General features: G+C 72.5%; 16 protein-coding genes and 2 pseudogenes. 10 read left to right on the top strand and 8 right to left on the bottom strand.

Annotation, left to right across the window (positions count from 1 at the left end; all coding sequences use genetic code 11):
• Positions 1-4: 4 nt before the first annotated feature.
• The 4 genes and pseudogenes from ACGFMM_RS23685 to ACGFMM_RS23670 all read left to right on the top strand — a co-directional run.
• Positions 5-427: pseudogene (locus ACGFMM_RS23685) on the top strand (LLM class flavin-dependent oxidoreductase); the annotation flags it as partial.
• 86 nt (positions 428-513) lie between these two features.
• Complete coding sequence (locus tag ACGFMM_RS23680; protein ID WP_393648408.1) at positions 514-1,077, top strand: dihydrofolate reductase family protein; 564 nt, start codon at positions 514-516, stop codon at positions 1,075-1,077.
• 313 nt (positions 1,078-1,390) lie between these two features.
• Positions 1,391-2,794: a sulfatase gene (locus tag ACGFMM_RS23675; RefSeq protein ID WP_393648407.1), complete on the top strand. Its 1,404-nt coding sequence runs from the start codon at positions 1,391-1,393 to the stop codon at positions 2,792-2,794.
• A 78-nt stretch (positions 2,795-2,872) separates the two neighbouring features.
• Positions 2,873-3,775, top strand: coding sequence for a formylglycine-generating enzyme family protein (locus ACGFMM_RS23670; protein WP_393648406.1), 903 nt, complete (start codon positions 2,873-2,875; stop codon positions 3,773-3,775).
• Positions 3,776-3,818: 43 nt separating this feature from the next.
• Here the strand turns inward: ACGFMM_RS23670 and ACGFMM_RS23665 are convergent.
• A pseudogene (locus tag ACGFMM_RS23665) lies at positions 3,819-4,121 on the bottom strand (RNA polymerase subunit sigma-24); the annotation flags it as partial.
• Here ACGFMM_RS23665 and ACGFMM_RS23660 point away from each other — a divergent pair.
• The gene (locus ACGFMM_RS23660; RefSeq protein ID WP_393648428.1) at positions 4,006-4,461 is read left to right on the top strand and encodes a carboxymuconolactone decarboxylase family protein; all 456 of its coding nucleotides are present in this window, start codon (positions 4,006-4,008) and stop codon (positions 4,459-4,461) included. The pseudogene ACGFMM_RS23665 and the gene ACGFMM_RS23660 overlap by 116 nt on opposite strands.
• 137 nt (positions 4,462-4,598) lie before the next feature.
• Here ACGFMM_RS23660 and ACGFMM_RS23655 read toward each other — a convergent pair whose 3' ends face one another.
• The 6 genes from ACGFMM_RS23655 to ACGFMM_RS23630 are packed head-to-tail and all read right to left on the bottom strand — an operon-like array spanning position 4,599 to position 11,457.
• Complete coding sequence (locus ACGFMM_RS23655) at positions 4,599-7,355, bottom strand: fumarate reductase/succinate dehydrogenase flavoprotein subunit (RefSeq protein WP_393648405.1); 2,757 nt, start codon at positions 7,353-7,355, stop codon at positions 4,599-4,601.
• Positions 7,356-7,365: 10 nt separating this feature from the next.
• The gene (locus ACGFMM_RS23650) at positions 7,366-8,154 is read right to left on the bottom strand and encodes an ABC transporter ATP-binding protein (RefSeq protein WP_393648404.1); all 789 of its coding nucleotides are present in this window, start codon (positions 8,152-8,154) and stop codon (positions 7,366-7,368) included.
• Positions 8,138-9,031, bottom strand: a complete 894-nt coding sequence (locus ACGFMM_RS23645; RefSeq protein ID WP_393648403.1) for an ABC transporter permease — start codon at positions 9,029-9,031, stop codon at positions 8,138-8,140. Before ACGFMM_RS23645 ends, ACGFMM_RS23650 begins: the two co-directional genes overlap by 17 nt.
• Positions 9,028-10,371 (bottom strand): ABC transporter substrate-binding protein, encoded by a 1,344-nt coding sequence (locus ACGFMM_RS23640; RefSeq protein ID WP_393648402.1) that lies wholly within the window; start codon positions 10,369-10,371, stop codon positions 9,028-9,030. Before ACGFMM_RS23640 ends, ACGFMM_RS23645 begins: the two co-directional genes overlap by 4 nt.
• Positions 10,372-10,386: 15 nt before the next feature.
• Positions 10,387-10,614 (bottom strand): ferredoxin family protein, encoded by a 228-nt coding sequence (locus ACGFMM_RS23635; RefSeq protein ID WP_393648401.1) that lies wholly within the window; start codon positions 10,612-10,614, stop codon positions 10,387-10,389.
• 51 nt (positions 10,615-10,665) lie between these two features.
• Positions 10,666-11,457: a GntR family transcriptional regulator gene (locus ACGFMM_RS23630; protein ID WP_393648400.1), complete on the bottom strand. Its 792-nt coding sequence runs from the start codon at positions 11,455-11,457 to the stop codon at positions 10,666-10,668.
• A 219-nt stretch (positions 11,458-11,676) separates the two neighbouring features.
• Between ACGFMM_RS23630 and ACGFMM_RS23625 the strand changes: the two genes are divergently transcribed.
• On the top strand, positions 11,677-13,092 hold the full coding sequence (locus ACGFMM_RS23625; RefSeq protein ID WP_393648399.1) for an amidase: 1,416 nt from the start codon (positions 11,677-11,679) through the stop codon (positions 13,090-13,092).
• Positions 13,093-13,131: 39 nt separating this feature from the next.
• Here ACGFMM_RS23625 and ACGFMM_RS23620 read toward each other — a convergent pair whose 3' ends face one another.
• Positions 13,132-13,977 carry a helix-turn-helix transcriptional regulator gene (locus ACGFMM_RS23620; protein WP_393648398.1) on the bottom strand — a complete coding sequence of 282 codons (846 nt, stop codon included), beginning with the start codon at positions 13,975-13,977 and terminating at the stop codon, positions 13,132-13,134.
• A gap of 104 nt (positions 13,978-14,081) precedes the next feature.
• On the opposite strand from ACGFMM_RS23620, the gene ACGFMM_RS23615 reads away from it, so the two are divergent.
• The 4 genes from ACGFMM_RS23615 (at position 14,082) to ACGFMM_RS23600 (ending at position 18,273) form a co-directional block, all read left to right on the top strand.
• Positions 14,082-15,623, top strand: a complete 1,542-nt coding sequence (locus tag ACGFMM_RS23615; RefSeq protein ID WP_393648397.1) for an MFS transporter — start codon at positions 14,082-14,084, stop codon at positions 15,621-15,623.
• Positions 15,620-16,072: a YbhB/YbcL family Raf kinase inhibitor-like protein gene (locus ACGFMM_RS23610; protein WP_393648396.1), complete on the top strand. Its 453-nt coding sequence runs from the start codon at positions 15,620-15,622 to the stop codon at positions 16,070-16,072. Before ACGFMM_RS23615 ends, ACGFMM_RS23610 begins: the two co-directional genes overlap by 4 nt.
• Before the next feature lie 20 nt (positions 16,073-16,092).
• The gene (locus ACGFMM_RS23605; RefSeq protein WP_393648395.1) at positions 16,093-16,866 is read left to right on the top strand and encodes a CPBP family intramembrane glutamic endopeptidase; all 774 of its coding nucleotides are present in this window, start codon (positions 16,093-16,095) and stop codon (positions 16,864-16,866) included.
• Between the two features lie 330 nt (positions 16,867-17,196).
• Positions 17,197-18,273: a hypothetical protein gene (locus tag ACGFMM_RS23600; RefSeq protein ID WP_393648394.1), complete on the top strand. Its 1,077-nt coding sequence runs from the start codon at positions 17,197-17,199 to the stop codon at positions 18,271-18,273.
• Positions 18,274-18,313: the final 40 nt, after the last annotated feature.

The following is an 18,313-nucleotide window of genomic DNA, read 5'->3' as shown; positions in this document are numbered from 1 at the left end:
GGGCCCGGCCACCGTGCTGGAGGCCGCCGAGGGTTACCGGGCCGCGTTCCAGCCCTCCGACCACCTCGACAAGTCGTACGTCAGCGTCTCCGCCGACGTCGTCGTCGCCGAGGACGACGAGGCCGCCCGCGAGCTGGCCGCCGGTTACGGCCCATGGGTCCGCAGCATCCGCACCGCCGAAGGCGCCATCCCCTTCCCGACCCCGGACGAGGCCCGCGCCCACGCCTGGACCGAGGCGGACCGCGCCCCGGTCGCCGACCGCGTCGACACCCAGTTCGTCGACTCACCCGGGCGGGTCGCGGACCGGCTCGAACAACTCCAGGAAGCCACCGGCGCCGATGAACTGATCGTCACCACCATCACCCACGACCACGCCGACCGGGTCCGCTCCTACCGACTTCTGGCAGAGGAGTGGCAACGCCGATGAGCCGTTGACGGTCCGGCGCGCCGCGACGAGTCCCGCGGTGTCCGGTGGTCACATACTGTCGACGCCGGTCCCGAGGAGGCTTTCTGATGCGCAGGGTGACCTATTCGATGGGCGTCTCGCTCGACGGCTACATCGTCGGGCCGGACGGCGGCTTCGACTGGACGGTCCCCGGCGACGACGTCTTCCGCTTCTGGATCGACGAGATCCGAGACGTCGGCGTCCACCTGTTGGGACGAAAGCTGTACGAGACGATGCTGTACTGGGAGACCGCCGACCAGGATCCGACGCTCGACGACGACCAGCGCGAGTGGATCGCGCTCTGGAATCCGCTCCCCAAGGTGGTGTTCTCCACCACGCTGTCGGCGGTGCAGGGCCATGCCCGCCTGGCCTCCGGCACCCTGGCGGAGGAGATCGAGCGGCTGCGGGCCGAGCCGGGGGAGGGCGAGATCGCGATCGGCGGCGCGACCCTCGCCGCCGAGGCGGCCGCACTGGATCTGATCGACGAGTACCGGACCATGGTCTACCCCGTGCTGGTCGGCGGCGGCATCCCGTACTTTCCCCGAAGCGAGCGGCGGGTGGATCTCGAACTCGTCGAGACCCGCACCTTCAGCTCGAGAGTCGTCTACCTCCGCTACCGCGTGACGCGTTAGCCGGCGTCCTCCGAGCCTTCGGCGCTCATTTCATCCGCCGTACATGGAACGGCGGTTCCGCTTCACTTACTGTCGTGGGCATGGCAGCAGGAATCCTCACTGCGCGCCGCCACGTCGACCACGGGCGTGTGGCCAGCGCTCTGTGTACGGTCGCCCCGGCGCGCTGAACGCGCCCTCTTCCCGTACGGGATCCCCACCTGGCGCCCCCGCCTGACTCCCGTCTCTTCCCCTTCCGCACCGCGGCCGACGGCTCCGCGCCGTCGGTTCTTCCGCTGTGCCCCCATGCGTGACGCACCCAGGAGGAATGGACATCATGAGCGAGAACCGACGCCCGCCGGTGAGCCGCAGAGGCTTTCTCGGCGGCGCCGCCGCCGCGGCGGCCGCGACCGCCGTACCCGGCCTGGCACAGATAGCCGGAGCCCGCCCCGCCGCTGCCGCCGGCCGGCCGAACATCCTGCTGATCGTCACCGACGACCAGCCCAAGCACACCGAGTGGGCCCTGCCCAAGACCGTCGCCTGGCTCGCCGACCAGGGCGTGAAGTTCAGCAACGGCCACGTCACCACCCCGCTGTGCTCGCCCTCGCGCTCCAGCGTGTTCTCCGGCCGCCACGCCCACAACCACGGCGTCCGCAACAACGGCGCCTCGCACGCGCTCGACCAGAGCACCACCGTGCAGAAGTACCTCAAGCAGGCGGGCTACCGCACAGGCCTGTTCGGCAAGTATCTCAACTCCTGGGCCCTGGCGGACAATCCGCCGCACTTCGAGGAGTTCGCCCTCCTCCAGCCCGGATACGTCGACGCCCAGTGGAACGTCAACGGCACCGTCCAGACGATCAACGGCTACACCACCACCGTCGTCAAGAACCGCACGCTCAACTTCCTTTCCAAGGCCACCACCGACCCCCGGCCCTGGTTCGCGTACGTCACGCCCTACGCGTCCCACGGCCCGCGCACCCCCGAGGCGAAGTACGCCGGCACCCCGGTCCCGGACTGGAACGGCCGCCCCTCCGTCCCCGAGAACGACCGCAGCGACAAGCCGGCGTACATCAAGAACGCCACCGGCACCCTCGCCGACGGCCAGGCCATCCGCGCCGAGCAGCTGCGTACCCTGCTCTCGGTCGACGACGCGGTGCAGGCCTTCAAGGACAAGCTCCAGGCCCTGGGGCAGCTGGACAACACCCTCGTCATCTACATCGGCGACAACGGCTTCAGCTGGGGGGATCACGGCTGGACCGCGAAGTCCGTGCCCTACCGCCCGGCGCACGAGGTGCCGTTCTACCTCTCCTGGCCCGCCGGCGGGCGCGGAGCGGGGACGGTGGACAACCGCATCGTCGCGAACATCGACATCGCGCCGACCATCCTCGACGCGGCGGGCATCACCCCGAGCGACCCGCAGGACGGCAGGTCCCTGCTCTCCTCCCACAACCGCGACCACCTCCTGGTCGAGTGGTGGAAGCAGGGCACCGGCACCGGCGGGGCGCCCACCTGGTCCTCGTACGTGGCCAAGGACAAGCAGTACACGGAGTACTACGACCTCACGACCGACGCGAACGGCACGGTCTCCGGCACCGGCCAGGTGAAGTTCCGCGAGTACTACGACCTGGCGAACGACCCGTACCAGCTCGCCAACAAGCTGTACCAGGCCACACCGGCCGAGGAGCAGGCGCTGGGCATCCCCGCCCTGGCCGCACAGCTCGCCGCCGACCGCGTGGCCTGACCCGCACGCGGTGTCCCCGGCCGGCACCCGTGTCGCGAGACGCGGGTGCCGGCCACCCCTCGTTCCCACGGAGCCGTCATGTCCACCTGCTGCACCCCAGGTCACGCCGCCCACGCCCCCGTGACTACCCTCGCACCGCCCCGCCCCCCGCTCCCGCCGTCCCGGGTGGCCCGGCAGCTGCTCAGCCTGCCCGGCGGCCGCTTCCTCATGGGCACCGACGATCCGGAGGGCTTCCCCGCGGACGCGGAGGGGCCGGTTCGCGAGGTGGCCGTGGAGCCCTTCCGGATCGCGGCCACGGCCGTGACCAACGCGCAGTTCGCCACGTTCGTCAAAGCGACCGGGCATGTCACCGAGGCCGAACGCTTCGGCTTCTCCTTCACCTTCGGCGCCTTCCTCTCCGGTCCGGTCGCCGCCATCTCCCCGCCGGTTGCCGCAGTCCCCTGGTGGCGGGCGGTGGACGGGGCCAGTTGGCGCCGCCCCGAGGGGCCCGGCTCCCACGTCAGCGACCGGCAGAACCACCCCGTCGTCCACGTGTCCTGGAACGACGCCCAGGCATACTGCGCCTGGTCCGGCACCCGCCTGCCCACCGAGGCCGAGTGGGAGTACGCGGCCCGCGGCGGACTTGAGCAGCGCCGCTACCCGTGGGGCGACGAACTCACGCCCGGCGGCCGCCACATGTGCAACATCTGGCAGGGCGAGTTCCCCGACCTCGACACCGCCGCCGACGGCTACGCGGGAACCGCTCCCGTGAAGTCCTTCCGCCCCAACGGCTTCGGGCTCTACAACACGGTCGGCAACGTGTGGGAGTGGTGCGCGGGCCGGTTCGCCCCCGACGACGAGAGCTCGCGGGCGATGCGCGGCGGCTCCTACCTGTGCCACGACTCCTACTGCAACCGCTACCGGGTGGCCGCCCGCAGCTCCAACACGGCCGACAGCTCGACCGGCAACATCGGGTTCCGGGTGGCCGGCGACCCGGCGTAGCACCGTCCTTGGAATTCCGGCATCGGAGGCGCCGGCCTCGGGCTCAGCGGCGCAACGAGGTCTCCCGCTCCAGACGCCACAGCTTCTGGGGATTGCGCACGGCGTAGAGCGCGGTGATGAGGCCGTCGTCGATGCGCATCGCCATGACGGTGTCGATCTCGCCGTCCAGTCGGACGAGCAGCGCCGGGTCGCCGTTGACCTGTGTCGGATGCAGCGACATCGCGGCGGCGATCCTGCCCAGCACGCGGGCCACCTGGCCAGCCCCCACGACGGGTGCCGGCGCGGCCTGCACGACTCCGCCGCCGTCGGTCAGCAGGACGACGTCCGGCGCGAGGATGTCGAGCAGCAACGGCTGCGGCTTCTGTGTCGACGTCCACACCAAGCAGGCCGCCGCCGCCGGTGAGACCGCGCTCCGGCTCAACCTGGTCGCCGCCTGGCGGCACAGCACCGTGTTCACCGAGGCCGAGCGGGCCGCGCCGGCGCTCGCCGAGGAAGGCACCCGGCTCGGCGACAACGGCGTGTCCGACGAGACGTGGGCCGAGGTGCGCGAGCACTACGACGACGACCCGGTCGGTGCGCTGGTCTGCCTGGTCTCCCTGATCAACGCGGCCACCCGGATGAACGTGATCGTGCACAACCCGGGGGGCTCGTACGAGCCCGGCATGTTCGCCGGTGCGTCGAGCTGACCGACAGGCGAACCGCGGCCCGTCCCAGGACCTACGAAAGGAATCGTCGGATGGCCTACCAAGTGGTGGCGATCTTCAAGCTGGACCCGGCAGACGTGGCCCCATCGTCATCGTCGGCCGGCTTCGCGGTCTGACGCTCACAGGGCCCGTGCCGCGAAGGCCCTGACGTCCGCGTCCGAGTCCGCCGTGGCACCGGTCAGGGCCGCTCGGGCGGCCTCGGTGGCGCGGTGCCGGGCCAGGGCCAGTACGGCGGCCTTGCGGACGTCCGCGTTGGGGTCGGCGAGGGCCTGGGCGAGGGCGGGGACGGCCACGCCGGGGTCCGCGGCGGACAGGGCGGTCGCCGCGCCGGCCCGCACCTGCCAGGAGGGCTCGGACAGGGCCGACTCGGCGTGCCGGGCCAGGGGGGTCGGGCAGCCGGTCGTGCCCAGGGCCTCGTAGGCCGCCCCGCGCACCAGGGCGTCGGGATCGTCGAGCAGTTCGGCGAGGACCGAGGGGAGGACGTCCGGGTCCGGCCCCGGGGCCAGGCCGGCCAGGGCCTTGACGATCGTGACGCGGACCTCGCGAGCCGGATCGGTACGCGCCGCGCGGGCGAGTTCCGCGAGGGCGTCGACCGACACGAGCGCGCGCACCGCCGCGACGCGCACGGCGACGTCGGAGTCCGAAAGGGACGCCGCGAACAGGTCCACGCCGCCGGCGCGCAGTCCGCGCAGGACGTCCAGGGCGGCCGCACGGACGTCGGGATCGGTCGCGGCGAGGGCGGCGACGAGGCGGTCGCGCAGGACCGGGTCCGGTGTCAGGGTCTCGGTGAGTTCACGCAGCGAGGCGGCCGCCGCGGCGCGGACGCTCGCGTCGGTGTCGCCGAGCGCCGCGGCGAGCGCCGGTCCCGTTCCCGGCGGTGCGGTCTCCGTCAGGACGGCGATGGCGGTGCGGCGGACAGCGGGCTCCGGGTCGTTCAAGTAGGTCTCGAGCGCGGGGAGTTCGGGCTCGGCATCCGTGAGGGCGAGGAGTTCGAGGAGGCGCGGTGTGGCCGCCGTCTCCGCGTTCTCGCCCGGACGGGCGAGGGCGGCGGTGGTGGCGTCGGCGGCGGGCTCCTGCCGTACCGCCACCGGGGCCGTCTCGCGCCCGCCCGCCGTCGCCACGTTCTCCGGGTGGACCTCGCCGAGGTGACGGGAGGGGCCGCCGGCCGGGGCGAAGCCGTGGACCGGAACCAGGTACGGCGCGACGGGGCGAGCTGTGAACTCCATTGCGCCCGACGGCGACTTGCGCAGATCCAGGTGGTGGAACCAGGACGCGTCGTCCCGTTCGGGATGGTCGACGCGGTCGTGGTAGAGGCCCCAGCGGGACTCGGTGCGGGCCAGGGAGGCTCGCGCGGCCATCTCCGCGCAGTCGCGGATGAACGTGACCTCCGCGCAGCGCATGAGTTCGTGCGGGGTGCGCGCACCCATCGCGGCGATGTCGGCCCGCATGCGCTCGAAGGCATCCAGGGCGAGTGACAGCCGGGCGCCGGACTTGGGCGGAGCCACGTAGTCGTTCACGAAGCGGCGCAGCTTGTACTCGACCTGGGGCTGTGGCGGGCCGTCGGGACGGCGCAGCGGGCGGTAGATCAGCTCGTGCGCCTCGCGCAGTTGGCCGGCGGGGAGTTCCCCTTCGTACGGCGTGTACTGTGCGGCGTCCGCGCCCGCCAGATCGCCGAACACGAACGCGCCGATCATGTAGTTGTGCGGCACGCAGGCCAGGTCGCCGGCCGCGTACAGGCGGGGGACGGTCGTGCGGGCGTGCTCGTCCACCCGTACTCCCGAGGCCGAATGGCCGCCGCACAGGCCGATCTCGGAGATGTGCATCTCGACGTCGTGGGTGCGGTAGTCGTGGCCGCGGCCCGCGTGGAAGGCGCCCCGGGTGGGGCGCTCGGTCGAGTGCAGGATCGACTCCAGGGCCGTGACCGACTCCTCCGGGAGATGGCTCAGCTTCAGGTACACCGGGCCGCGGTCCGACGCCACCTCGGCCGCGAACTCCGCCATCATCTGCCCCGACCAGTAGTCGGAGTCGACGAATCGCTCGCCGTGCCGGTTCACCTGGTAGCCGCCGAAGGGATTGGCGACATAGGCGCAGGCCGGGCCGTTGTAGTCCTTGATCAGCGGGTTGATCTGGAAGCACTCGATACCCGTCAGCTCGGCGCCCGCGTGGTACGCCATCGCGTAGCCGTCGCCCGCGTTGGTCGGGTTCTCGTACGTGCCGTACAGGTAGCCGGACGCCGGCAGGCCGAGCCGGCCGCACGCGCCGGTCGCGAGGATCACCGCGCCCGCCCGGACGACGACGAACGAGCCCGTACGGGTGTGGAATCCCGCCGCTCCCACGGCGCGGCCTCCGGCCGTCAGCACACGCACCGGCATCACCCGGTTCTCGATCCTGATCCGTTCGCGCATCTCGCGCCGCCGCAGCTGCCGGTACAGGACCTTCTTGACGTCCTTGCCCTCCGGCATCGGCAGTACGTACGAGCCGGAGCGGTGGACCTGGCGGACCGCGTACTCGCCGTGCTCGTCCTTCTCGAACTTCACCCCGTACGACTCCAGCCGCCGCACCATGTCGAAGCCGCGGACGGCGGTCTGGCGGACGGTGCTCTGGTCGACGATTCCGTCGTTCGCGCGGGTGATCTCGGCGACGTAGTCGTCGGGTTCGGCACGGCCCGGGACGACCGCGTTGTTGACGCCGTCCATGCCCATGGCGAGTGCGCCGGAGTGGCGTACGTGGGCCTTCTCCAGCAGCAGGACGTCGGCGCCGCGCTCGGCGGCGGTCAGCGCTGCCATGGTGCCGGCCGTTCCGCCGCCGATGACGAGGACGTCGCAGGTCAACTCCTCCGCGTCGGTGAGAGCCGGAATCTCCAGAAGGGTGTCCACCAGTTGCCTTTCAGGAAGCGAGTGACGTGAGGATGTCGCGCCGCAGGGCGGCGCGCGCCGGATCGTCGTGGGCGGCGCGCTCGCGAGGACGCGGCACGTCCCGTACGGCGATGAGGCGGCCGGCGCCGAGGAGGGCCACGCGGTCGCCGAGGAACAGGGCCTCGCCCACGTCGTGGGTGACGAAGACGACGGTCGCGCCGGTGCCGTGCAGCACCTCCACCAGCAGGTCCTGCATGCCGGCACGGGTCTGGGCGTCGAGCCCGCCGAAGGGTTCGTCCATGAGGACGGCGCGCGGGCGTCCGGCGAGGGCGCGGGCCAGCTGGGCGCGCTGACGCTGCCCGCCGGAGACGCGGTGCGGCAACTGCCCGGCCAGGTCGGCGAGTCCGACGCGTTCCAGCCAGCCCTCGGCCTCCTCCCTGCGCCGCGCGCGGGGCACGCCCTGGACGGCGAGGGGGAGTTCGACGTTGGCGCGCAGGCTGCGCCAGGGCAGCAGGGCGTCCTCCTGGAAGACCAGCGCCCGGTCCGCACTCGGTCCGGTCACCGGCCGGCCGTCCTGTTCCACCGCCCCGGCCAGCGCAGGCAGCAGCCCCGCGAAGGTGCGCAGCAGTGTCGACTTACCGCAGCCGGAGGGGCCGACGACGGCGAGGATCTCGCCGGCGGCGACGTCCAGCGCGACATCGGCCAGGGCCGGGGCGTCCGGCCGGCCGAGCGCGGCGCCGCGCAGGGTGAGGCGGGTGCCGCGCGCGGTCGCCGGCTCGGTCTCCGCCTCGGCCGGTCGGGTGTCAGACGAGGTGCTCATCGTGTGCCTCCTGGGCCTTGGCGGGTACGGCGGCGGACACGGCGGGGGACGGCGCAACCGAGGGCCGGGCCGGCCGGGGCCGGGCGCCGGGGACGTAGGAGGTGCGCGGCAGCCAGCGGGTGAGGCGGTGGCCGATCAGTTCGACGGCGGTGGAGGTGAGCCGGCCGAGCACGCCGATGGTGACCATGCCGACGAAGACGCCCGGGTAGTCGACGACCGTGTAGTCCTGCCAGGTGCGGTACCCGACGCCGTACTGGCCGGAGATCATCTCGGCGGAGATCACACAGATCCACGACACACCGATGCCGACGGACAGGCCGCCGAAGACGCCGGGCAGCGCGCCCGGCAGGACGACGGAACGCAGGATCCGCCACCGCCCGCCGCCCATGGTCCGCACCGCCTCCTCCCATACGGGCGTCAGCGCGCGCACCGCGTGCCGGGTGGAGACCAGCGCGGGGAAGAAGGCGGCGGCGAAGGTGATGAAGACGATGCCCTGCTCGTTGGAGGGGAACAGCAGGATGGCGACGGGGACCATGGCGATGGCCGGGACGGGCCGCACCACCTCCAGGACGGGACCGAGCAGGTCCTCGGCGAGCCGCGAACGGGCCACGAGCATGCCGGTGGCCACGCCGAGGACGGCGGCGAGCAGGAAGCCGGTCACGATGCGGGTCAGGCTGCTGGTGAGGTCGGTCCAGTAGTCGGGGCCGGAGAGTCGCCCGGCGAAGGCCCGGGCCACGTCGGCCACCGTCGGGAACTGCGAGAAGCGCAGCCAGACGTCGACGTCGAGCGTGGTCAGCAGCTGCCACAGACCCAGAGCGGCCACGGGCGAGGCGGCCCGCAGGGCGAGCCGTCCCGCTCGCCGGGGGTAGCGGCTCATGAGGCCCGGCCCAGGGCGTCCGCGTACGTGATCACCCGGGCGCCGCGGTGACCGGCCACGTAGCTCTGCGCCGTGGCCGGGGCGACGAAGGGCAGCAGCTGCTCGCCGTCCGCCACCCAGACGGCCTTGTCGGCGAACCAGAGGGTGCCGGTGGTGGCGTCGGGCACGTAGGCCGCGCGGATGCCGTTCCTGTTCCGGGCGACGTGGGCGAGGAGCCGGCGGGGGGAGGGGAAGCTCAGGGTCTGCGCGGCGCCCTTCGGCCAGGCCTCGCTCGCGGCGGCGGGCGGACCGGCGGCGAGCCGCCGGGCGTAGCCGGGGCCGAGGGCCTTCTTGACGTACCGGTCGTCGACGAAGGCGTCCACGTCGATGTCGCCGGTCAGCTTGGCCGCCTTGAGCACCGACACGTCCTGCTTGAGCGCCGAGACGAGCTGCGGCTTGACGGCCGGGTCGAAGGTGGCGATGCCGTGGGCGCCGTTGTAGAGGTACACGACCTCGGCGGGCAGGCCGGTGGCCTCGGCGACCTTCTCGGCGGCGGCCACCGGATGCGCGTTCAGGTAGTCGGTCGCCTCGGCCTGGGCCTTCAGGAATGCCTCGAGCACGGCCGGGCGCTGCTCGGCGAAGTCCTCGCGGGCGGTGACGCCGTGGAAGGTGGGCAGGTTCAGCTGGGCTCCGTCGTACAGCGCCTTCGCCTTGCCCTGGTGGGCGAGCAGACCCGGCCAGGCGACGAACTGCGACAGCGCGTCCGCGCTGCCCGCCGAGAGGGCCGAGGCTCCCACCGCGGGCTGCTGGTTCAGCTTCTCGATGCCCTTGCCCGGGTCGATGCCCGCCCGCTGCAGTGCCCGTACGAGGGTGCCGTCGGCGGCGGAGCCGACGCTCGTGGACACCTTCTTGCCCCGCAGGTCCTTCAGGGAGGCGAGCGGGGAGTCCGGCGCGACGACGACCGTGTTCAGACCGCCCTTGAGGTTGTACCCGGTGACCGAGACCAGGTGCGTGGGCCTGCCCAGCTGCTTGCCGCGGGCCGCGTTGATGAGCAGCGGGAAGTCGCCCATCGAGCCGATGTCGATCTTCCCGGCGGTCATCTGGGCCGTGATGGGGGCGCCGGTGGCGTAGTCCTGCCACTCGACCTTGTACGTCCTGCCGTCGCCAAGGGCCTTCAGCTGCTTCTCGAAGGAGCCGAGGGAGCGCAGGAGGGTGCCGGCGGTGACCGTGTTGATGGTCTTGGACTGGTACCCCACCGTGACGGTGACCGTGGAGCCGCTGCCCTCCTCGGCGGTGCCTCCGCAGGCGGTCAGAGGGAGCAGCAGAGCGGCTGTGGCGAGGGTGACTGCCGTGTGTCTCATGGGAGTTCGGGCCTTTCAGCGGAGCAGGTAGGGCATGTTGACGGTGACGGCCCCGGTGGGGCAGCGGGCCGCGCAAGGGCCGCAGTACCAGCACTCGTCGACGTGCATGTACGCCTTGCCGTTGCTGACGTCGATGGCGAGGGAGTCGAGCGGGCACATGTCCACGCAGAGCGTGCAGCCGTCGATGCACTTCGACTCGTCGATGGTCACGGGCACGTCGGCCCGCTGGGGCGCCAAGGGCATGGCTGTCTCCAGGGAAGGTCGAGCTCTTGCAGGGGTGTCGGTTCGGGGGTGTCAGACGGTGCGGTGCAGCAGGCCGCTCATCGTGATGCGGTCGCCGCGGAAGCGGATGAACTCGAGGTCGACGGGCCGGCCGTCCGACAGATGCGTGAGGCGTTCCAGCATCAGGACGGCCGCGCCCTGGGGGGCTTGCAGCACGGCGGCGGAGTGCGCGTCCGCGGCGACGGCCTCCAGGGTGATCTCGGCGTGGCCGAGCGGCAGTTCGGTGGCCGCCTCCAGGAGGCGGAAGACGTCGGTGTGCTCCAGGTCCGCGGCGAGGAGCGCGGCGCCGATGTCCAGGGGGACGTAGGTGAGGTCGAGCGAGAGGGGGAGACCGTTCAGACGGCGCAGGCGTTCGATGTACAGGACGTCGGCGCCGGTCGGCAGCCGGAGGCGTTCGGCGACGGGGGCGGGAGCCGGGACGGGGCCCATGGAGCGGACCTCGTTGGTGACCCGGCCGTGTTCGCGGAGGGTTTCCGCGAGGCCCATCAGGCGGTCGAGGCCGTGGGGGTACTTCCGGGCCACGACCAGGGTGCCGACGCCGGGGTGGCGCTCGACGAGGCCTTCCGTGCGCAGCAGGTCGAGCGCCTGGCGGACGGTGTTGCGGGAGGTGCGGTAGTCGGCGGCGAGGGTCGATTCGTGGGGGAGTGCGCCGTCGAGGAAGGCGCCGGTGAGGAGTTGGCGGCGGAGCAGGTCGGCGAGCTGCCTGGCCCGGTCGGCGCGCAGCCTGCGCCGGCTGCGGTGGGCGGCGACCGTGGTCGCGGCGCCTTGGCCGGCGTGCTCTCGGATGCGGTCGGTGGGCGGCATGGCTCGAACCATAGCCATCCGATAGGGAAGGTGGTGTTGCTGGATTGTTGCGCCACTTGACGCCCCGCCGGATACGCCGCTGACCTGCGTGTTCGCCGGCCCGGTGGCGGCATCTGCCACTCGGTCGCGTTCGGGCGCGGTTCGGGGCTCTCGCGTGTTACTGGCGGGTAAGGAATGATGGAGGAAAGACCACCTTCACGGCCGGGGGCTGAGGCAGCGGTGACGACTTTCGAGGAACGGACCACGGTGCACGCCTTCCGGGACGACGCCCTGGGGGAGTACGACGCCGTCGGTCTCGCCGCGGCGATCCGGCGGGGCGAGGTCGGCGCCGACGAGGCCGCCCGGGACGCGGCCGAGCGGGTACGGGCGGTCGAGGCGCGGCTCCACGCGGTGCAGCTGCGCGTCGACGCCCCGGCCGGGGCTGCCGGGGCGGGCGGTGTCTTCGCCGGCGTGCCGACCTTCGTCAAGGACAACACCGACTACCTCGGACTGCCCACCGGCCACGGCAGCGCGGCCTTCACCCCAAGAGCGGCGCGGCGGCACGCGCCGTTCGCGCGGCAGTTCCTCAGCAGCGGCGTCACGGTCCTCGGCAAGACCCGGTTGCCCGAGTTCGGGTTCAGCCCGTCCACCGAGTACGAGGACGCCGAACCCGTGCGCAACCCGTGGAACACCGGCTACTCCGCGGGTGGTTCGTCGGGCGGCAGCGCGGCGCTGGTCGCCGCCGGCGCGGTGCCGATCGCGCACGCCAACGACGGCGGCGGCTCGATCCGGATCCCCGCCGCCTGCTGCGGACTCGTCGGCCTGAAGCCGACCCGCGGCAGGGTCGTGCCGAACGCGCAGGGCCGCCAACTGCCGCTCGACATCGTCTCGGACGGCATCGTGAGCCGCTCCGTGCGGGACACCGCCGCATTCCTCGCCGCCGCCGAGACGTACTGGCGCAACCCCAAGCTGCCGCGCCTGGGCCTGGTCGAAGGCCCCTCCGGGCGGCGGCTGCGCATCGGGCTCCTGCTGGACTCGCCGAGCGGCGTGCGGTCCGACGCCGCCACCCGGGCCGCCGTCACCGACACCGCCACCGCGCTCGAACGACTCGGCCACACCGTGCAGCCCGTGGAACCGGCCATCGACCCGCGCTTCACCGACGACTTCCTCACCTACTGGGGCATGCTGTCGTTCCTCGTCGCCGCCGGCGGCCGGACCCTCGGCGCAGGCTTCGACCGGCGCCGGATGGACGGCCTCAGCCAGGGGCTGCGGGAGACCTACCTGCGGAACTGGCGGCGCACTCCGGGCGTGCTGCGCAGGCTCAGGCGCACCAGGGAGGCGTACGCGGCGGCGTTCCGCGGGCTCGACCTCATCCTCTCCCCGGTACTCGCCCACACCACCCCGCCGATCGGTCACCTCAGCCCGACCGTCCCCTACCCGACGCTGATCGAGCGGATCCTCGCGTACGTGGCGTTCACGCCGGTCGACAACGTCGTCGGCACCCCGTCGCTCTCGCTGCCCTCGGCACACGCGACGGACGACGGCCTGCCCATCGGCGTGATGTTCTCCGGCCGCCCCGGCGGCGAACGGGCCCTGCTGGAGGTCGCGTTCGCGCTGGAGGCCGACCGCCCCTTCCGGCGCATCCAGGACGTCTGACGGCGCGGCCGGCCGACGTGTCGCCGACGCCGGAGTGCGTCAGCGGGCGGACAGCAGGCGCAGCGCGTCGGTCGAGGCGGCGTCGTTCGGGGTGTAGACCTCCAGCCGGTGGTCGGGACTCTCGGGCTGGAGCCACACCTGGTAGTCGACGTCGAGCCGCCCCACGGTCGGGTGGCGCAGGAGCATGGTGCCCACGGTGCAGTCCGCGACGTCGCCCTTGGCCCACAGCATCGCGAACTCGCGGCTGTGCATGGAGAGCTCGCCGATCAGTTCGGCCAGCCGGGCGTCGGTGGGGTACCGGCCGGCGGTGAGCCGCAGATAGGCGACATGGATGCGGGCGAGCTCCGCCCAGTTCCGGTACAGGTCGCGCGCGAGGGGGTCGAGGAAGAACATCCGGGGGACGGACGGCCGTCGCGCGGGATCGGCGGGCCCGTCGAAGCCGACGTGTGCGGCGACGAGGGCATGCCCGGAGCGGTTCCACGCCAGCACGTCACCGCGGCGGCCGAGCACGACGGCCGGTGTGGTTTCGCCGAGGGAGGCCAGGAGCGCCAGTACGCGGGGGTGTGGCTTCTCGGGGCGGGGACGGACCAGGCGCGGTGCGGCGGGCTGCCCGGCGAGGTTGTGCAGGTGGGCCGTCTCGGCCGGATCGAGCCGGAGCACGCCGGCGAGGGCGTCGAGAACCTGTCGCGAGGCCGTACCGGCCTGGCCCTGCTCCAGCCGCGTGTAGTAGCCCGCGCTCACGCCGGCGAGGTGGGCGAGCTCTTCGCGGCGCAGCCCCGGCACGCGGCGGGTGGTGCCGTACGTGCGCAGCCCGACGTCGACGGGCGTGACCCGGCCGCGGCGGGTCTTGAGGTAGGCCCCGAGGCTCTCCAGTTCCATGACCATGACCCCGAGCGTAGGCGTCGCGGCCGGTGCCAGGGTGTCCCTGCCGGGTGTACCCACGACGCGGGGATCGCTGCCGCTCCTGACGGTGGCGCACCGTCAGGGGCATGAACGAACAGCGTGTTTCCCCCTCACCGGGTCCGCGGGCATGGCTCGGCCTGCTCGTGGTGCTCGGCCCCGTACTGCTGGTCGCGATGGACGGCTCGGTCCTGTTCCTGGCGATGCCCAAGGTCTCCGAAGCACTGTCGCCGACCGTCCATCAGGCGTTGTGGATCCTGGACGTGTACGGATTCGCCGTCGGGTCCCTGCTCATCGCGTTCGGGAACATCGGCGACCGGTACGGGCGGCGGAAGCTGCTGATGACCGGCGCGGCGGTGTTCGGCGCCGCCTCGGCGGGCGCGGCGTTCGCCACCGGTCCGGAACTGCTGATCGCCGCCCGGGCGTTGATGGGCGTGGCCGGGGCCACGCTGCTGCCGTCCGCCCTCGCGGTACTGAGCGAACTGTTCACCGAGCCGCGGCAGCGGGCGAGGGCGATCGGCGTCTTCGCGGCGACCTTCGCCGCGGGCTTCGCCATCGGCCCGATCATCGGTGGACAGCTGCTGAACAGCTTCTGGTGGGGCTCGGTCTTCCTGATCAACGTCCCCGTCGTCGTGCTGTTCCTCGTCCTGGCCCCGCTCCTGCTCCGCGAGGTACGCGCCACCGGGACCGGCCGCATCGACGTCCTGAGCGTCGTGCTCTCCGCCGCGGGCATCCTGCTGACCGTCCACGCGGTCAAGGACGCTGCCGCGGAGGGGCCGGCCGCGACCTCGACGGCTGCCGGGATCACCGGAGTCGCAGTCCTGGGATGGTTCGTCCGGCGGCAGCTCCGTCTCGAACACCCGCTGATCGACTTCTCGCTCTTCCGCGACCGGGTGTTCACGATCGCGGCCGTCACCGGGCTGCTGCCGCTGGCCGCATGGTCGGCGACGGCCTATCTCGGCGGCGTCTACCTCCAGTCCGTCCTCGGTCTCACCGTCCTGGACGCGGCGCTCGTCGCGCTCCCCGGCGCGGCCGTGCTCACCGTCACCTGCATCGTCACCCCGGCCCTGCTCGCACGCATCGGCACCCGGGCAGCGCTCATCACCTGCCATTTCCTCATCACCGCAGGCATGTTCCTCCTCCTGTCCACCGACCTGTCCGACGGCATCGGCTGGTACGTGACCTCCACCGTCGTCGCCGGCATCGGCTACGGCGTCTCCTTCAGCGTCGTCGCCGACACCGCCGTCGCCGCGGTTCCCGCGGAGCGCGCCGGGTCGGCCGCCGCGATCGCCGAGACCGCCAACGAGATCGGCAACGCCCTTGGCATAGCGCTCCTCGGCTCGCTCGCCGCCCTGGTCTTCCGGCTCCAGGGCCCCGACCTCGCCGGCACCCTCGACGAGACGCTCAAGATCCCCGGTCTCACGGCCGCGGTGATCGGCGAGGCGAAGTCCGCCTTCGTCACCGGTCTGCACGCCGCCGCCGCCGTCGCGGGCGTCCTCCACGCCGCACTCGGCCTCCTCGCCCTGCGCCATCTGCCGAGGGGCACGGCGGACGACGGGCTCGACCGAACGGGGGGTTCGCGCCGCGGAGCGGTGCCGGGAGCGCCGGACCGGGTAGGGCGGCGCGCATGAGCGGAATGGAACTCAGCAGCACGGCGTTCGACGACGGAACGGTCATCCCGCGTCGGTACAGCGGGGAGGGCGAGAACCTCTCACCGCCCCTGACCTGGTCGGGCGTACCCGTCGCCGCCACGGAACTGGTACTCCTCTGCGAGGACCCCGACGCGCCGGGAGCGACCTTCCTCCACTGGCTGGTGACCGGCATCGATCCCGTCACCACCGGGGTGACGGAGGGCCAGAAACCCCAGGGAGGCCTGCCCTGGCCCAACGGCTTCGGGCGCGTGGGCTGGGGAGGACCGATGCCCCCGCCGGGCCACGGCCCGCACCGCTACGTCTTCAGCCTGCACGCCCTGACCGAGCCGCTGCCCCTGCACAACCACCCGGGCGCCGCGGACGTCCACCGCGCCCTGAAAGGCCGGGAACTGGCCTCGGGCACCCTGACCGGAACCTACCGGCGCTGAGCCGTGCCGGGAGGCACCTGATGGCGTGGGGCGAGGGCTCCGGGCGGCGCGAGGAAGGGAGCCGCCGTGCGGCCGGCTCCTGGCGGGACCGGCGACCGGGGCCGATCGGTACGTGGACGGCCGTGGGCGTCACGGTCGCCGTCCTCGTCGCCGCCAACCTGACCCTGCACCACTGGACGGGCCTGTGGGGCGCGGTGACGGCCGTCGTGGTCAGCGGCGTACTGCTCGGGGTGCTCCGGTGGGCCGGCGGCACTCGGGCGGACGTCGGTCTGGCGCCGGACACACTGGCCCGGGGCGCCCGGTGGGCGCTGGCCCTGATCGGCCTGGTCGGCCTCGTCTACCTGGCCGGGGCGCTGCTGCCGGCGACCAGGATGCTGTTCGAGGACCGGCGGTACGCGGGGATGGACGGCGGTGAGGTGATGCTGCGCGTCCTCGTCCTGGTCCCTGTCGGCACGGTCCTGGTGGAGGAGATCGCGTTCCGCGGCGTGCTCTACGGCCTGGTGCGCCGCGACCGCGGGGCGGTGTGGGCGACGGCGGTGTCGAGCCTGCTGTTCGGCCTCTGGCACGTGCTGCCGTCGCTGCACCTGGCGACCGCGAAGCCGACCCTGACCGGCGTCTTCGGTCACTCCGACGTCGGGGCCGCCCTGGCGGTCTCGGCGGCGGTGCTGTTCACGGGCGTGGCCGGCGTCCTGCTCTGCGAACTGCGTCGCCGCAGCGACAGCCTGCTGGCCCCCATGGGCCTGCACTGGGCCGTCAACGCGTTCGGCTACCTCGTCGGCCACCTGCTGCGCTGACCGTCCCGGCGCCCCGACGGCCACGGGCTTCGGAGTGCCTGATCCTCGTATGCAAGCTGAATCAGTGAAATCAGCTGTAGAAGTGACCCTTCTGCGCTGCTACAGTCCGTGTCTGCGTACGCACGGGTGACCCTCGCTGCGGGATCGCGCGGGCTCTTGCCGGCCCTGATGCCGAGCGCTCACCACCGAGCAGGCCGGACCCACGCCGGCGCCGACCGACCCGTCGACGTACGAGCCCGAGATCAGCTCCCCTCCCCGTACGGCGCTGCCTGCGAACCGTCCTTCGTCCCGCAGCCGCCGTCGTGCCGACCATCAGAAGGACGGAACCCGATGACAAGACGACTGCTGCGCCTGCCCGCCCTGGGAAGGGCACTGGCCCTCGGCGCGGTCCTGGCCGTGGCCACGCCGGGCATGGCGTACGCCAACACCGTGAGCGTCACCGTGAAGACCCCGGGGGCCACCCTCGGACCCACGACCACCGGCTCGTCGATCACGACCAGCGCCCACTGCAGCAGCGGCCTGATCTCCGGCGGCGGGATCAACCAGGCCATCGGCACCGGCGCCGGGGTGAACGGCAACCGCGTGCTCGGCACCGAGCCCAGTTCCGACGGCTCCACCGAGTACACCGGCTCCACCGGCGTGGTCGGCACCGACGTGACGTACTGGATCGGGAAGGGCGGAAGCGGAGGCCAGATCAACTCCTCCTTCTCCAGCACCCCGTACGCGATGTGCTTCACGAGCAACCTGATCAACCACACCCAGGTCGTCATGAACAAGGTCAACGCGCCGACCAGCGGGTCGACGGTGGGCCTCGTGACGGCGACCTGCCCCGCCAACACCCGCCTGCTCGGCGGCGGCGCACTGGTCACGCCGGACAACACCGGCTCCTACAAGGCCATCGCGAGCTTCCCCACCTTCAACGACAGCGCGCACAACTACGGCCGGAAGGCCGCGGCAGACGGAGCGACCAACCCCGACTCCTGGAGCGCCGTCGGGTGGGACAACAACGCCAACGCCGGTAACCAGACCTTCGCCTACGCGATCTGCAGCGGCAACGGCATCAACGTCGGCGGCGCCACCGTGAAGGTCCGCCACAGCGAGGTGAGCGGCCCGACCGCCGGCAGCACGGGCCTGAAGGCGACGGTCACCTGCGGCGGCTCCGACGGGAAGCTGGTCAGCGGGGGCGCCGCCATCAGCGGGGGCAACGTGACCACCACCGACTTCACCGGGCCGGGATCGGGCGGCGACCACCTCAACGGCAGCTACCCCAGCGACTCCAGCGCCAATCCCGTGAGCGACGGGACCACCACGGCATCGTCCTGGACGGCCTTCACCCACACCGGCGGCGGCAACTCGCCCGACACCTATTCCGACGTCTGGGCGCTCTGCGCCGACGACGGGGTCTGAGTCACCGTCAGCCGCGCGCTCCCTCCAGAAAGACAGAACA

Origin of the sequence: Streptomyces sp. NPDC048604 (genome assembly GCF_043199435.1) — a bacterium.
Lineage (GTDB): Bacteria > Actinomycetota > Actinomycetes > Streptomycetales > Streptomycetaceae > Streptomyces.
The sequence above is the reverse complement of the archived record's forward strand: the minus strand, read 5'-3'. Positions and strand labels throughout refer to the sequence as shown.

What these genes read in the sequence shown, in the direction of transcription:
- ACGFMM_RS23670 (WP_393648406.1), top strand. Translation starts at nt 2,873, where the DNA reads ATGTCCACCTGCTGCACCCCAGGTCACGCCGCCCACGCCCCCGTGACT.
- ACGFMM_RS23620 (WP_393648398.1), bottom strand. Translation starts at nt 13,977, where the DNA reads ATGGTCATGGAACTGGAGAGCCTCGGGGCCTACCTCAAGACCCGCCGC.
- ACGFMM_RS23605 (WP_393648395.1), top strand. Translation starts at nt 16,093, where the DNA reads ATGGCGTGGGGCGAGGGCTCCGGGCGGCGCGAGGAAGGGAGCCGCCGT.
- ACGFMM_RS23610 (WP_393648396.1), top strand. Translation starts at nt 15,620, where the DNA reads ATGAGCGGAATGGAACTCAGCAGCACGGCGTTCGACGACGGAACGGTC.
- ACGFMM_RS23640 (WP_393648402.1), bottom strand. Translation starts at nt 10,371, where the DNA reads ATGAGACACACGGCAGTCACCCTCGCCACAGCCGCTCTGCTGCTCCCT.
- ACGFMM_RS23680 (WP_393648408.1), top strand. Translation starts at nt 514, where the DNA reads ATGCGCAGGGTGACCTATTCGATGGGCGTCTCGCTCGACGGCTACATC.
- ACGFMM_RS23675 (WP_393648407.1), top strand. Translation starts at nt 1,391, where the DNA reads ATGAGCGAGAACCGACGCCCGCCGGTGAGCCGCAGAGGCTTTCTCGGC.
- ACGFMM_RS23650 (WP_393648404.1), bottom strand. Translation starts at nt 8,154, where the DNA reads ATGAGCACCTCGTCTGACACCCGACCGGCCGAGGCGGAGACCGAGCCG.
- ACGFMM_RS23600 (WP_393648394.1), top strand. Translation starts at nt 17,197, where the DNA reads ATGACAAGACGACTGCTGCGCCTGCCCGCCCTGGGAAGGGCACTGGCC.
- ACGFMM_RS23630 (WP_393648400.1), bottom strand. Translation starts at nt 11,457, where the DNA reads ATGCCGCCCACCGACCGCATCCGAGAGCACGCCGGCCAAGGCGCCGCG.
- ACGFMM_RS23645 (WP_393648403.1), bottom strand. Translation starts at nt 9,031, where the DNA reads ATGAGCCGCTACCCCCGGCGAGCGGGACGGCTCGCCCTGCGGGCCGCC.
- ACGFMM_RS23615 (WP_393648397.1), top strand. Translation starts at nt 14,082, where the DNA reads ATGAACGAACAGCGTGTTTCCCCCTCACCGGGTCCGCGGGCATGGCTC.
- ACGFMM_RS23635 (WP_393648401.1), bottom strand. Translation starts at nt 10,614, where the DNA reads ATGCCCTTGGCGCCCCAGCGGGCCGACGTGCCCGTGACCATCGACGAG.